12 protein-coding genes are annotated in these 12,858 nt (G+C 64.1%); 7 read left to right on the top strand and 5 right to left on the bottom strand.

The genetic code is table 11. The features are described from left to right. Positions 1 to 6: 6 nt before the first annotated feature. From C8C92_RS02905 to C8C92_RS02880, 6 genes are all read left to right on the top strand, one after another. Entirely contained in the window at positions 7 to 954 is a 948-nt protein-coding gene (locus tag C8C92_RS02905; RefSeq protein WP_116742980.1) for a tyrosine recombinase XerC, read from the top strand. A gap of 139 nt (positions 955 to 1,093) precedes the next feature. Then, on the top strand, positions 1,094 to 2,212 hold the full coding sequence (locus C8C92_RS02900; protein ID WP_099760986.1) for a GTP-binding protein: 1,119 nt from the start codon (positions 1,094 to 1,096) through the stop codon (positions 2,210 to 2,212). A 481-nt stretch (positions 2,213 to 2,693) separates the two neighbouring features. Continuing rightward, the gene (dksA, locus tag C8C92_RS02895) at positions 2,694 to 3,146 is read left to right on the top strand and encodes an RNA polymerase-binding protein DksA (RefSeq protein WP_099760987.1); all 453 of its coding nucleotides are present in this window, start codon (positions 2,694 to 2,696) and stop codon (positions 3,144 to 3,146) included. A 223-nt stretch (positions 3,147 to 3,369) separates the two neighbouring features. After that, the gene (gene hslV, locus C8C92_RS02890; protein WP_096233303.1) at positions 3,370 to 3,906 is read left to right on the top strand and encodes an ATP-dependent protease subunit HslV; all 537 of its coding nucleotides are present in this window, start codon (positions 3,370 to 3,372) and stop codon (positions 3,904 to 3,906) included. A 136-nt stretch (positions 3,907 to 4,042) separates the two neighbouring features. Further along, positions 4,043 to 5,401 (top strand): ATP-dependent protease ATPase subunit HslU, encoded by a 1,359-nt coding sequence (gene hslU, locus C8C92_RS02885; RefSeq protein WP_116745825.1) that lies wholly within the window; start codon positions 4,043 to 4,045, stop codon positions 5,399 to 5,401. An 18-nt stretch (positions 5,402 to 5,419) separates the two neighbouring features. After that, positions 5,420 to 5,614, top strand: a complete 195-nt coding sequence (locus tag C8C92_RS02880) for a hypothetical protein (RefSeq protein WP_077398720.1) — start codon at positions 5,420 to 5,422, stop codon at positions 5,612 to 5,614. Positions 5,615 to 5,765: 151 nt separating this feature from the next. Here C8C92_RS02880 and C8C92_RS02875 read toward each other — a convergent pair whose 3' ends face one another. Further along, the gene (locus tag C8C92_RS02875) at positions 5,766 to 6,380 is read right to left on the bottom strand and encodes an outer membrane beta-barrel protein (RefSeq protein WP_099760988.1); all 615 of its coding nucleotides are present in this window, start codon (positions 6,378 to 6,380) and stop codon (positions 5,766 to 5,768) included. 168 nt (positions 6,381 to 6,548) lie between these two features. Here C8C92_RS02875 and C8C92_RS02870 point away from each other — a divergent pair, with 168 nt between their 5' ends. Further along, complete coding sequence (locus tag C8C92_RS02870; RefSeq protein ID WP_071079832.1) at positions 6,549 to 7,322, top strand: helix-turn-helix transcriptional regulator; 774 nt, start codon at positions 6,549 to 6,551, stop codon at positions 7,320 to 7,322. Here the strand turns inward: C8C92_RS02870 and C8C92_RS02865 are convergent. From C8C92_RS02865 to gspE, 4 genes are all read right to left on the bottom strand, one after another. Continuing rightward, positions 7,295 to 9,556, bottom strand: coding sequence for a patatin-like phospholipase family protein (locus tag C8C92_RS02865; RefSeq protein ID WP_116742979.1), 2,262 nt, complete (start codon positions 9,554 to 9,556; stop codon positions 7,295 to 7,297). The two genes, C8C92_RS02870 and C8C92_RS02865, sit on opposite strands and share 28 nt — an antisense overlap. Positions 9,557 to 9,626: 70 nt before the next feature. Then, entirely contained in the window at positions 9,627 to 10,181 is a 555-nt protein-coding gene (locus C8C92_RS02860; protein WP_099760990.1) for a type II secretion system protein N, read from the bottom strand. Positions 10,182 to 10,197: 16 nt separating this feature from the next. Next, positions 10,198 to 11,418 (bottom strand): type II secretion system inner membrane protein GspF, encoded by a 1,221-nt coding sequence (gspF, locus tag C8C92_RS02855; protein WP_099760991.1) that lies wholly within the window; start codon positions 11,416 to 11,418, stop codon positions 10,198 to 10,200. 10 nt (positions 11,419 to 11,428) lie between these two features. Continuing rightward, the gene (gspE, locus tag C8C92_RS02850; RefSeq protein ID WP_099760992.1) at positions 11,429 to 12,856 is read right to left on the bottom strand and encodes a type II secretion system ATPase GspE; all 1,428 of its coding nucleotides are present in this window, start codon (positions 12,854 to 12,856) and stop codon (positions 11,429 to 11,431) included. Positions 12,857 to 12,858: the final 2 nt, after the last annotated feature.

Here is a 12,858-nt window from a genome sequence, read left to right as displayed (position 1 = left end):
TCAGCCATGGGCGAAGCGCGCGGCAAGGCCGAATGGCTGAGCAGCTACCTGGCGCAGCTGGCCACGCAGCGCAAGCTCTCGCCCCACACCCTGGACGCCTACGGGCGCGACCTGCGCGCCTTGCTGGAACTGAGCGGCAATACGCCCTGGACGGCGCTGGCGCACAATGAAGTGCGCCGCTACACGGCCAAGCTGCACGCCGGCGGCCTCGACCCGCGCTCGATCGCCCGCAAGCTGTCGTCGTGGCGCGGCTTTTTCAACTGGCTCAGCGGCGAAACGGCACTCGACGCCAATCCCGTCGACGGCATCCGCGCCCCAAAGCGGGCCAAGACCTTGCCCAAAGCCCTGTCGGTGGACGACGCCGTGCGCCTCGTGGCGCCCGCGCAACACCAGCAAGGCGCCGCCGAGCCGGAACAACTGTGCAACCGCGCCATGTTCGAGCTGCTGTATTCGAGCGGCTTGCGCGTGTCGGAACTGACCAGCCTGGACACCCATTACTGCAAGGCCGAGGGCGGCCAGCCCGCCTCGCTGGGCTGGCTGGACATGGCCAGCTTCGAAGTCATCGTCACGGGCAAGGGCAGCAAGATGCGCAAGGTGCCCGTTGGCAAGGCCGCCCTCGTGGCGCTGGCCAGCTGGCTGGCCGTGCGTCCGCCTGCCAAGGATGGCAGCACTGCCTTGTTTTTAAGCACACGCAACACGCGCATCTCGCCGCGCGTGCTGCAGCTGCGCCTGAAGGCGCATGCGCAGGCGACGAACATTCCCGCGAATGTGCACCCGCACGTGCTGCGCCACTCGTTCGCCTCGCACGTACTGCAATCATCGGGCGACTTGCGCGCCGTGCAGGAAATGCTGGGCCATTCCAGCATCACCTCGACCCAGGTCTACACGGCCCTCGATTTCCAGCATCTGGCGCACGTGTATGACCAGGCGCACCCGCGCGCCAAGCTCAAGTAGGCAGCCGCAGCCGTGGGCCAGCCTGATGCATATCAAGCCGATGGGCGCGCATTTGCAAGCATTTGCAAAATTCCGGCATAATCGTCCGCATTCTTCCGCTTGCGCGGCGGCACCATCGATTACAGCATAGGCATCTCTCATGGCACTGATTCCAACCACCATCCTCACCGGTTTCCTCGGTGCCGGCAAAACCACCTTGCTCAACCGCATACTGCAGGAAGACCATGGCATGCGCATCGCCGTGATCGAGAACGAGTTTGGCCAGGAAAACATCGACAATGAAATCCTGGTGCAGGATAGCAACGAGCACATCATCGAGATGAACAACGGCTGCATCTGCTGCACCGTGCGCGGCGACCTGATCGTGGGCTTGACGGAACTGGCGCGCAAGCGCGACGCCGGCCTGCTGGCATTCGACCGCGTCGTCATCGAAACGACGGGCCTGGCCAATCCCGGCCCCGTGGCGCAAACCTTCTTTGTCGACGAAGAAGTGGGCAGCCACTACATGCTCGACGCCATCATCACGGTGGTCGATGCCCGCCATGCGATGAAACAACTCGATGAATACGAGGAAGCCCAGCGGCAAGTGGGCTTTGCCGACAAGCTGTTGCTGTCGAAAACCGACCTCGTCAGCGAAGACGACGTGGCCACGCTGACGCGCCGCCTGAAGCGCATCAATCCGCGCGCGCCCATCGCCAAGGTCGATTTCGGCCGTGCGCCGCTGGCCGAAGTGCTCGACATCCGCGGTTTCAACCTGAACGAAAAGCTGGAACTGGACCCGGATTTCCTGGCCACCGAAAGCGAGCACGTGCATGATCACGACAAAGCGCACGACCATGCGCATGAGCACGCAGATGAGCACGCAGATGCGCACGGCCACGAGCACAAGCATGCGCACGAGCACAGCGACGCCTGCGCCACCGATTGCGGCCACACGGACCACCATCATGCGCAGCATAGCGACGATATCGCCGCCTTTGTTTTCAAGAGCACGCAACCGTTCGACAGCGCCAAGCTCGACGAGTTCCTCGGCGGCCTGGTGCAAGTGTATGGCCCGCGCATGTTGCGCTACAAGGGCGTGCTGCTGATGCAGGGCGCCGAACGCAAGGTGGTCTTCCAGGGCGTGCACCAACTGATGGGCAGCGACCTGGGCGCCAAATGGGGCGAAAACGAAGTACGCGGCAGCAAAATGGTGTTTATTGGCAAGAATCTACCAAAAGACATTTTTATTCGCGGACTCGAACAATGTTTGGTATAAACTAGCCGGGTTTTGCAAAATACCCGTTGCAAAGCAGAAACAAAAGGGAAAGTTAAGCACGCTTTCCCGCTGTCCGACACCCGTCTTGCTGGTATAAACCAACAAGTGGCCGTCTCTGATCGGCTAGGCAACAAATCGGGATGGCAATATAAGGCAAAGCGTGCCAAAATCAGCGACGAAAACGGCCCATGTCGTTCGCCTGTCATAAAATGCTGGCAAACTGCCGCTGGCCGCATGCCAGGCATGCAAACGATCCACCCAACACGCCCGTTGTTGCGCGCATAGCGCGACTGGCATAGAGCGGTAAAAAGTTATCAACATGGCACCATAGCCTGCCGGTAGTCCTGGCTTTCGCCGGCAAGCCAAGGTCGCACGCAGTACAGCGGGACAGCAATGCCAAGCGGAACCTGTACAGTTGCTCGGTATCGCCGCATCAACTGATCAATTTGAAAACTCTGTCGTATCGAAGGTAAGCGAAGTTATGACCAAAACTAATAAATCGACCCCGGCCGCCAGCCAAGACATCCCCCTCATCAGCGAAGATCAAATTCGCGCCATGAGCGAAGATGACTACATGAATGCGGCACAACTGGCATTCTTCAAGGCGCGCCTGCAGCAACTCGAAAAAGACTTGCTGAAAAACGCCGGCGAAACCACGGAACACTTGCGTGAAACCGTGCTCGTACCGGACCCTGCCGACCGCGCCACCATCGAGGAAGAGCATGCGCTGGAACTGCGCACGCGCGACCGCGAGCGCAAATTGCTGAAAAAAGTGCAGCAATCGATCGCCAGCATCGACGCCGGCGACTATGGCTGGTGTGAAGAAACGGGCGAGCCTATCGGCATCCCGCGCCTGATCGCCCGTCCGACCGCCACCCTGTCGCTGGAAGCCCAGCAACGGCGCGAACTGAAGCAAAAACTCTACGGCGACTGATCACCCTTTCCCTTGCGCGGCCGCCCCGGCTGCTGCGTGGCGGCAGAAAAAAAAGCACACAACCTGCGTTGCGTGCTTTTTTTTCGTCCCGCGCCGACTACACTGAAGCAGACGCGGCAGTGGCAAGTGCCGCTTGCAATTGTCTTTTCCATCCCCACTTTTGAGCCATGGGCGCGCAACCGCATGGCCTTGCACGCATCGGCACGAATCTTTTGAGGTCACTATGGAACAATTTCACGGCACCACCATCCTCTGCGTCCGGCGCGGCAAGCAAGTCGCCCTGGGCGGCGACGGCCAGGTCACGCTCGGTAACATCGTCATGAAGGGCACGGCCCGCAAAGTGCGTAAGTTGTATCAGGGCAAAGTCCTGGTCGGCTTTGCCGGCGGCACGGCCGACGCTTTTACCTTGCTCGACCGTTTTGAAGGCAAACTGGAAAAGCACCAGGGTAACCTGCTGCGCGCCTCCGTCGAACTGGCCAAGGACTGGCGCACCGACCGCGTGCTGCGCCGCCTGGAAGCGATGCTGCTGGTGGCCGACAGCGAGTCGACCCTGGTCATCACGGGCAATGGCGACGTGCTGGAACCGGAAGACGGCATCGGCGCCATCGGCTCCGGCGGCACCTTCGCCCAGTCCGCCGCCAAGGCGCTGCAGGAAAACACGGACTTGTCGCCGGCCGAAGTGGTCAAGAAATCGCTGACCATCGCCGCGGAACTCTGCATCTACACCAACATGTCACACATCATCGAAACCCTGGACTAAGAGTCCCCGAGAAAACGCCCATGGCTGCGTTGCCTGGCCTGGGCGTACAAAAACGTACTGCCTGCGGCCAAGCGCCTTGCCCTGAACGTTTTTCGGGCACTCTACGCAAAAGAAAGATAGAAAGCCAACTATGATCATGAACATGACCCCGGCGGAAATCGTCACCGAACTCGACAAACACGTGGTGGGCCAGGCCAAGGCCAAGCGCGCCGTCGCCATCGCCTTGCGCAACCGCTGGCGCCGCCAGCAGGTGGCCGAGCCCCTGCGCCATGAAATCACGCCCAAGAACATCCTCATGATCGGCCCCACGGGTGTCGGCAAGACGGAAATCGCGCGCCGCCTGGCCAAGCTGGCCGAAGCGCCGTTCATTAAAATCGAAGCGACCAAATTCACCGAAGTCGGTTATGTCGGCCGCGACGTCGACACCATCATCCGCGACCTGATCGATATCGGCATCAAGCAGACGCGCGCGCTGGAAATGAAGAAAGTGCGCGCACGCGCCGAAGATGCGGCCGAAGACCGCGTCATCGACATCCTGGTGCCGCCGGCACGCGACTTCGGCTTCACGCCGAATACGCCAGCGGCCGTGGACAGCGGCAGCGGCAGCGGCGACAGCACGCGCCAGACCTTCCGCAAGCGCTTGCGCCAGGGCGAGCTCGATGACAAGGAAATCGAGATCGAACTGGCCGAGGCGGGCCCGCAGATGGAAATCATGGCGCCGCCAGGCATGGAAGAAATGACGGAGCAGATCAAGTCCATGTTCTCGGGCGTGGGCGGGCAACGCAAGAAGGCGCGCAAGGTCAAGATCCGCGAAGCATTGAAACTGCTGGTCGAGGAAGAAGCGGCCAAGCTGGTCAACGAAGATGAGCTGAAACAGAAGGCCATCCAGAACGTCGAGCAGAACGGCATCGTCTTCCTCGATGAAATCGACAAGATCGCCTCGCGTTCGGAGTCCGGCGGCGCCGACGTCTCGCGCGCCGGCGTGCAGCGCGACCTGCTGCCGCTGGTCGAAGGCACGACCGTCAACACCAAGTACGGCATGATCCGCACGGACCACATCCTGTTCATCGCCTCGGGCGCCTTCCACCTGTCGAAACCGTCGGACCTGATTCCCGAGCTGCAGGGGCGTTTCCCGATCCGCGTGGAACTGGAATCGCTGTCGATTTCGGACTTCGAGCGCATTCTCACCAGCACCGACGCCTGCCTGACGATGCAGTACGAAGCCTTGCTGGCAACGGAAAACCTGACCTTGAAGTTCGCGCCGGAAGGCATCACACGCCTGGCGGAAATCGCCTATTCGGTTAACGAGCGCACGGAAAACATCGGCGCGCGCCGGCTGCATACGGTGATGGAAAAACTGCTGGAAGAAGTGTCGTTTACGGCCAGCGAAGGCAGCAGCACGACGGAAAACCTGCTGGTGATCGATGCCGCGTACGTGAATGAACGCCTGGAAGCGCTGTCGGTCAACGAGGACCTGTCGCGCTACGTGCTGTAATCAGGGAGGGGAAAACCGATGGCAAACAAGGCATTGGCAACACGGCAGAAAATGCAGTTCCGCGTCGAACCCTCGCAAAAACCGCGCAACCCGGTCGCCACGGCCGCCCTGCAGCGCGCCGCCGGCGCGCACGTGAAGACCGTCTCAGGCCAGCGCCAGCAGGAAAAACGCCTGCTGGCGAAATTGCTGCTGAAGGTTGACGTCAAAGACTGATCTGGAAATGTCCATGGCAAGGCGCATGGACGAAGACAGTATGGATAATACGGTGAGGCCATGCAACGCAGCCATGGTCATTTCCGGCCGCCCGCGGACACCCCTTCTACAGGGCGTCCGCCATCAGGCCATCGTCTGCTGAACGTCCCCCTTAGAACCGGTAGGACGCGCCCAGCGAAAACATGTCGACCTTGCTCGTTTGCTTGCTGTTGTACTTGACGGGCACGCGATCCCAGTCGAGGTGCAGCGACCAGTTCTGGTTCAGCGCATATGCCGTGCCGATGCCGTAGGTCAGGCCGGCCTTGTTCTTCTTGTCCGAACCGCCGCCCAGGTAATCGACCTTGCCCTGCGTGTAGGCCAAGCCGGCGCGCCCGCTCAGGGTGAAGGCATCGAACTGGTAGCCGAGCACGCCCTGCACGCCGAGGCCCGTGAACTTGCCCCGGCCGGCGCGCTTGCCGGCGCCCGTGTCGAAGCCTGACTTGACCTCGCCGCCTGTGTACCCCACCAGTTCAACCGAAGGCAGGGCCACGCCGCCCTGAAACGGCAGCGCGTTGAAACTGTAACCCAGGTAGGCCTTGCCATTGCGCTTGCTGCTTTTGTCGCAATCGGCTTGTCCTGGCACGCAATCGAGGCCGCTATTGGCGCGAAAGCCATAGCTAGCGCCCGCATAGATGGGACCCGGTGCAGGATCGGCAGCGGCGGCATGCAGGGGAGCGATGCTGGCCAGCGCCAGCAGCGCTGCGGGGAAACGGAAAGATGGGAACATGGATAACCTCTACAAGTGGATGGATTGCCTGGTTGTAGCGCGCTGCGCGAGCCACAAGCGGGAGTGTCATCTTTTTTGCCGAGAAGTACTATCAGCTTGTGCAAAGTGCCATTAAGGGCTACATTCGGTACCGTCATCTGCTACCAAACTTGTAAAGAAGGATATCTCGTGAGTTCACCTGAACTGGTTTTGCGCGTGCTGCGCACCCAATTGCGTGCCGCCGGCATCACGTACAAGGTATTGGCCGAGCGCATCGCCATGAGCGAATCGAGCGTCAAGCGCATGTTTGGCCAGCACGACATGTCGCTCTCGCGCCTGGCCCTGATCTGCAAGGCCTCGGGCATCGCCATGGAAGACGTGCTGCGCGGCGCGGCCGACATCACGCCGCATGCCGATACGCTCACCCTGGTGCAAGAAAAGTCGCTGGTGGCGCATCCGCGCCTGCTGCTGGTGGCGATCTGCTGCCTCGGCCACTGGAGCCTGGAGCAGGTGGTGGAAACGTATGCGCTGACGCAGGCCGAGTGCATCGGCTGCCTGGCCGAACTGGACCGGCTGGGCTTGATCGAACTCAAGCCCCTGAACCGCTACAGCCTGCGCGTCTCGAACGCCTTCCACTGGCTGGCCGACGGCCCGGTGCAGCAGTACTTCCGCGAACACGTGGTGGCCGATTATTTCAGCGGCCATTTTGACGGTGCCGGCGAAACGCTGATGTGCATCCCGGCGCGCCTGTCGCTGTCGAGCGCGCAGGAACTGGTGCAAAAGATCCGCCAGCTGGCCGAGGAACTGGCGCGGCTGCACCAGAACGACCGCCGCCTGGCACCTGCCGAACGCGATGGCTTTACCCTGCTGCTGGGGTTTCGCTCATGGGAATTTGCCGCCTTCACGGCTCTGCGCCGCAGCACGGCCCCCGCCGGCTACCAAACGGGTCCCAGGAACAGATAGAAGGTGCTCTCGCCGCCCTTCGATGCGCCCGAGGCCACGTATACGGGGCCGAAGCGCGTATCGACGGAGATGAAGGCGCTGCTGGCCTGCGTGAACTTGCTGGATTTCCAGCGCTCGTTCTGGTCAAAGCCGCCGCCCATTTCCAGCGAAAAGCCGGCCCGCACGGCGCCGCCCAGAGTACTGGGCAGGGAAGCGATGCGGCGCGCCATCACCACGCGCGCCAGGGCGATGCTGCGCCCGCTCACCGATTGAGAATCCGTGCCGGACAGGCGCAGAAAGCCGCCCAGGCTGAGTGGAGCCTCGCCGCGCTGCGCGCGCGCCCATTCGCCATACACGTGGCCGGCCCAGTTGCCGTAACCGAAAGCCTTCAATGCCGTCAGCGAAGAGCGGCCCAGCGCCGCCTCGCCCGAACCCGTGGTCGAAGCGCGCGTCCAGGTAGCATCGAGCAGCGCGCCGCGCGTGGGGAAGCCCGGCGAATCGAGCGTATCGACGCGGAACTGGACAAACTGGGTGGTACCCAGCCCACGCGACTCAGGCTGCGTGGGATCGGCCGGTATCGCCAGCTTGCCCTTGATCTCCGTGCGCGTGACACCGAACTGCAAATCGCCCCAGGTACCGAACTCGCGTCCCAGCACCAGCGCCGCCGTCTGGCCGCTGTACGCCACGCGCGCGCTGCGCCGGCCCTGGTCGAAGACATCCATCGCCGACGAGGTGTACTGCAGCTGCGGCGCGATATACCACGGGTTGCCTGCTCCCAGCGGCTGCCAGAACTGCACACCATAGCCGCGCGCATTGCCGATCTGCGCCATGCTGCGCAACTCGCCGCCCCAGCTGTTCAGGTTCGAACGCACGTGCAGCAGCTTCAGGGCGAAGCTGTTGCTGTCTCTGAAATCGCTGGACAGCTCCAGCCCCACGCGCAGGCGGTTGCTGGCCCATGGCGCTTCGACCGCCTTGATGCTGACCGTGCGCTGGTCGCCGGCATCGACCACGTCCGTCTCCACGCGCGCCACGTCGCCGCGGCCATACAGCTTGGCCGCCGCCTTGAGCACATCTTCCTGGCTGACGGCCTGCCCTTCCACCAGGCCCGATTGCGCCTGCAGGATGCGCGGATTGATGTCGCCTTCGCTCTCCACGGCCAGGCGCGTGAGCGGCAGGGCCACGTCCAGCAAGGCCGGCGCCGCCAGACGCAGCTGCTCGCGCGCCGCATACTGTTCCGGCGGCAGGGCCAGCGGCGCCAGGCGGGCGGCCAGCGCCTGCGTCGCCTGTTCGCCGGCGCGCATGGCGCGCGCATAGTTCTCGAAATCGAGGAAGCTGACGCCCGTCAGATCCGGCGCCACCAGGATATCCTGCGGACGCAATTCCTTGAGCGAGCGCTGCACATTCTGCTCCGTGAGGATCTGCAGCATCTGCTGCGCCACGCCGATGGCGCTGCCCAGGTCTTTTTCCGGCGCCAGCGGCGTGCCCACGTTGACAGCGATGATGATGTCGGCACCCATGGCGCGCGCCATGTCGACGGGCAGGTTGCGCACCAGGCCCCCGTCCACGACCAGGCGGTTATTCACGCGCACGGGAGCAAACACGCCAGGCACGGCCAGCGAGGCGCGCATCGACAGGAACAGCGGCGTGTCGACCAGTTCCACCAGCTCGCCATTGACCAGGTCGGACGCCACCGAGCGGAAGGGCAGCGGCAGCTGACTGGCGGGGCGGTCGCGCATGCCGGCCGGCAGCAGCCGGTTCAGCGCCATTTCCAGCGCCGCATTGCTGGCCGCAGCCGGCGGCGTGGAAATGCCGTTGCGGCTGATGCCAAACTCGATGCGCGACGGCAGCAATAAATCTTCTTCGCGGCGGCGAAACGCCAGTTCGTCACGCGGCGGCCGGTCGGCCACCACGCGCGCCCAGTTGGTCTCGCGCGCCATTTTTTCCAGGTCCGCCACGGAAGCGCCGGCCGCATACGCGCCGCCCACCACGCCACCCATGCTGGTGCCGACCACCATGTCGATCGGCACATGCAGCTCCTGCAGCACTTTCAATACGCCGATATGCGCGAGACCACGCGCGCCGCCGCCCGACAGCACCAGTGCAATGCGCGGGCGCGCCGCTACGGGCGCAGGAACGGCCAGGGCGGGAGCGGAGGCAACGGTGCTGGCGGGAACGTCAGCGGCGGCGCCGGCGTGCGGCAAGGCGCACAGCGCCGCCACGCAGCCTGCTGCCAGGACGGCACGAATCGAAAACATGAGGACTCCTGTTGCGATGACGGCACGGCGCCATCAGCATGGTGGTAATGGGGTGATCCCGAAAATCAGCTCAATTTGACGGCGGCGCGCCGGTGCTGCTCACCTGCGGCGGCGCCGGCATCATGGTCGCCGGACGCTGCTGCTCCATCGGCAGCGGCGGCGGCACCAGATTCGTTGCCGACGCCGGTGCCGGGCTGGCAGACACTGGCCCCGGCAAGGCCAGCGCCTTGTCGTCGGCCACCAGGTCGATGCGCTTGCTCACGCCGCCATCGCGCAGCAGCACATGGCGCGCATGCACTTCCAGCACCGTCACGCCGGGCGCCACCTCGGCGCCTTCCGGCAAGGCCACGGACGGCTTGCCGTCGGTGGCGATGATGGCCACGCTGCCACGGCCATTGCCGGCCGCGACCACGCCCTTGAGCTGGTAGTTGCTGGCCGTGGCTACGCTGACCTGGCCGCCAAACAATGCAGCGCCCGCCTCCACGCTGGCATCCTGCACCACCGGTACGGCGGGTGGATTGATGGGGCGCTGCGGCGCCTTGAACAGCTGCATGGCCCAGTAGGCCAGCGACACGGACAGCGCCACGACGGCGAGCAAACTTGTAAATTGAGGCAAACGCTTCATGGCTTCCTTGAGTTTCTTATCTGACGAGCTGATTGATTTCGATAATCGGCATCAGCACGGCCAGCACGATCAGCAGCACCACCACGCCCATGGCCAGGATCAGGGCCGGTTCCAGCAAGCCCGCGATGGTCAGCGTGCGGCGTTCCAGGTCCTGCTCCTGCGCACTGGCGGCACGTTCCAGCATGGCCGGCAGCTCGCCCGTGATTTCGCCCGCGCGTATCATGTGGATCAGCATGGGCGGAAAATGCTTTTGCGCCGACAGCGCGCGCGCCAGGCTGACGCCCTCGCGCACGGCGCCGCTGGCTTCTTCCACCAGTTCCTGCATCGCCACATTGGTCAAGGTATCGCGGCTGGTGTCGAGCGCGCGCAGGATCGGCACGCCGGAGCCCGTGGTGATGGCCAGGGTACTGGCGAAACGCGCCGTATTCAGGCTGCGCTCGAACTTGCCGTACAAGGGCGCCGTCAGCAGCCAGGTATGCCAGCGCCGTTTCAAGGCCGGCTGCTGCAGCGCGCGGCGCCAGGCGAACCAGGCGCCAATCAGGACGATGCCCACCACGATGCCGTAATTGCGCACGAAGTCCGACAGCGCCAGCATGATCACCGTCAGCAGCGGCAGCTTCTGCTTGGTATTGGCAAACACGGAAACGATCTGCGGCACCACGTAGGTGAGCAGGAAGATCACGATGGAAAACGCCACCACCGTGACGATGGCCGGATACGTAAAGGCCAGCTTGACCTTCTGCACCAGCGCGTTGCGCCGTTCGATGTAGTCGGCCAGGCGCGACAGCACGCGCGACAGATGGCCGATCTGCTCGCCCGAGGCCACCAGCGCCCGGTAGATTTCCGCGAAATCGCGCGGATGGCGCGCCAGCACGTCGGAAAACGCGGCGCCGCCGATCACTTCGGAACGGATCGAGGCAATCAGGTCGCGCAAATACGGCCGCTCGGCCTGTTCCAGCAGCGCGGAAAACGCCTGCTCCAGCGGCAGGCCCGCTTCGAGCAAACTGGCCAGCTGGCGCGTAAACAGGGCCAGCTCGGTGCTCGACAGGCGCTCGCCGAAGCCGCGCCGCTTGGTGACGCCGGCCGCGTCGACCTGCGCGGCAATCGGTTCGACGGCCAGCGGCACCAGGCCTTGCACGCGCAGCTCGGCGCGCGCGGAGCGGGGACTGTCGGCATTGAGCACGCCCTTGCGGGTGGCGCCCTGGGCGTCGACGGCTTCATAACGGAATGCGGGCATGGTGGCGGGCCTAGTCTTTGGTCACGCGCAGCAACTCGGCCTGCGTGGTGGTGCCGTCGCGCAGCCAGCGTTCGCCGTCGTCGCGCATGCTCGTCATGCCGTCCTGCAGGGCGACGGCGCGCACCTCAGCTTCCGAGGCGCGGTTGTGGATCTGCGCGCGGATCTGCTCCGTCGTGCGCAGCAGCTCGTACACGCCCACGCGGCCCTGGTAGCCCGTCTGGCCGCACTGCTCGCAGCCGACCGCCTGCCAATATCCGCTTTGGCCATCGAAGGTCTTGCAGGAGCCGCACAATTTGCGCACCAGCCGCTGCGCCAGCACACCGAGCAAGGAGGACGACAGCAGGAACGGCTCGATGCCCATGTCGAGCAAGCGCGTGACGGCCGCCGAGGCGTCGTTCGTGTGCAGGGTCGCCAGCACCAGATGGCCCGTCAAGGATGCCTGCACGGCGATCTGCGCCGTCTCCAGGTCGCGGATCTCGCCGATCATGATGACATCGGGGTCTTGCCGCAAAATCGCCCGCAGCGCCTTGGCAAAGGTCATGTCGATGCGCGGATTGACCTGCGTCTGGCCCACGCCGGCCAGGTCGTATTCGATCGGATCTTCCACCGTCAGGATGTTCGTGGTGGTGGCGTTGAGCATCGACAGCGCCGCGTACAGGGTCGTCGTCTTGCCCGAGCCGGTGGGACCGGTGACGAGCACGATGCCGTGCGGCTGCGTGATCAGGCCATCGAACTGTTTCAACATCGGCGCGCTCATGCCCAGGTGCTGCAGGTCGAGGCGGCCCGCTTCCTTGTCCAGCAAGCGCAACACGGCCCGTTCGCCATGCCCGGTGGGCAGGGTCGAGACGCGCACGTCGACGGGCTTGCCGCCCACGCGCAGGGTGATGCGGCCGTCCTGCGGCAAGCGCTTTTCGGCGATGTCGAGCTGCGCCATGATCTTGATGCGCGAAATGAGCGAACCGTGGATGGCTTTGCGCGGGCGCACCACGTCGCGCAGGCTGCCATCGATGCGAAAACGCACGACGGAGGTCTGCTCGAACGGCTCGATATGGATGTCGGACGCGCCTTCGCGCAGCGCCTGCGTGAGCAAGGCGTTGATCATGCGGATGACGGGCGCGTCGTCGGACGATTCGAGCAAGTCCTCGATGGCTGGCACGTCCTGCAGCAGCTTGGTCAAATCCAGGTCGGCGTCGAATTCATCGGCCATCTGCGAGGCGTCGCCGCCGCCGCCCGCGTAGGCGCCGGCAATGGCCGCATCGAGTTCGCCGCGCGGCAGCACCGTCAATTGAATCTGGCCGAAACGGCGCGACACTTCGGCAATGGCCGCCGGCGCCGTCGATGCCGCCACCAGCACGTCGACCGGGGCACCGTCGACCGCGCCGGGCCGGGCCAGCAAGCCGAAATCGCGCGCGTAGGCGTAGGGAAGCAGATTGCTCATGG

It is taken from the genome of Janthinobacterium sp. 78, assembly GCF_003096775.1.
GTDB lineage: Bacteria > Pseudomonadota > Gammaproteobacteria > Burkholderiales > Burkholderiaceae_D > Janthinobacterium > Janthinobacterium tructae.
Note: the sequence above shows the minus strand (reverse complement) of the source record. Positions and strands in the feature narration are given on the sequence as shown.

Excerpts from the sequence above, each read along its gene's own strand:
- C8C92_RS02905 (WP_116742980.1), top strand. The coding sequence starts at position 7 with ATGGGCGAAGCGCGCGGCAAGGCCGAATGGCTGAGCAGCTACCTGGCG.
- C8C92_RS02900 (WP_099760986.1), top strand. The coding sequence starts at position 1,094 with ATGGCACTGATTCCAACCACCATCCTCACCGGTTTCCTCGGTGCCGGC.
- dksA (WP_099760987.1), top strand. The coding sequence starts at position 2,694 with ATGACCAAAACTAATAAATCGACCCCGGCCGCCAGCCAAGACATCCCC.
- hslV (WP_096233303.1), top strand. The coding sequence starts at position 3,370 with ATGGAACAATTTCACGGCACCACCATCCTCTGCGTCCGGCGCGGCAAG.
- hslU (WP_116745825.1), top strand. The coding sequence starts at position 4,043 with ATGAACATGACCCCGGCGGAAATCGTCACCGAACTCGACAAACACGTG.
- C8C92_RS02880 (WP_077398720.1), top strand. The coding sequence starts at position 5,420 with ATGGCAAACAAGGCATTGGCAACACGGCAGAAAATGCAGTTCCGCGTC.
- C8C92_RS02875 (WP_099760988.1), bottom strand. The coding sequence starts at position 6,380 with ATGTTCCCATCTTTCCGTTTCCCCGCAGCGCTGCTGGCGCTGGCCAGC.
- C8C92_RS02865 (WP_116742979.1), bottom strand. The coding sequence starts at position 9,556 with ATGTTTTCGATTCGTGCCGTCCTGGCAGCAGGCTGCGTGGCGGCGCTG.
- C8C92_RS02860 (WP_099760990.1), bottom strand. The coding sequence starts at position 10,181 with ATGAAGCGTTTGCCTCAATTTACAAGTTTGCTCGCCGTCGTGGCGCTG.
- gspF (WP_099760991.1), bottom strand. The coding sequence starts at position 11,418 with ATGCCCGCATTCCGTTATGAAGCCGTCGACGCCCAGGGCGCCACCCGC.
- gspE (WP_099760992.1), bottom strand. The coding sequence starts at position 12,856 with ATGAGCAATCTGCTTCCCTACGCCTACGCGCGCGATTTCGGCTTGCTG.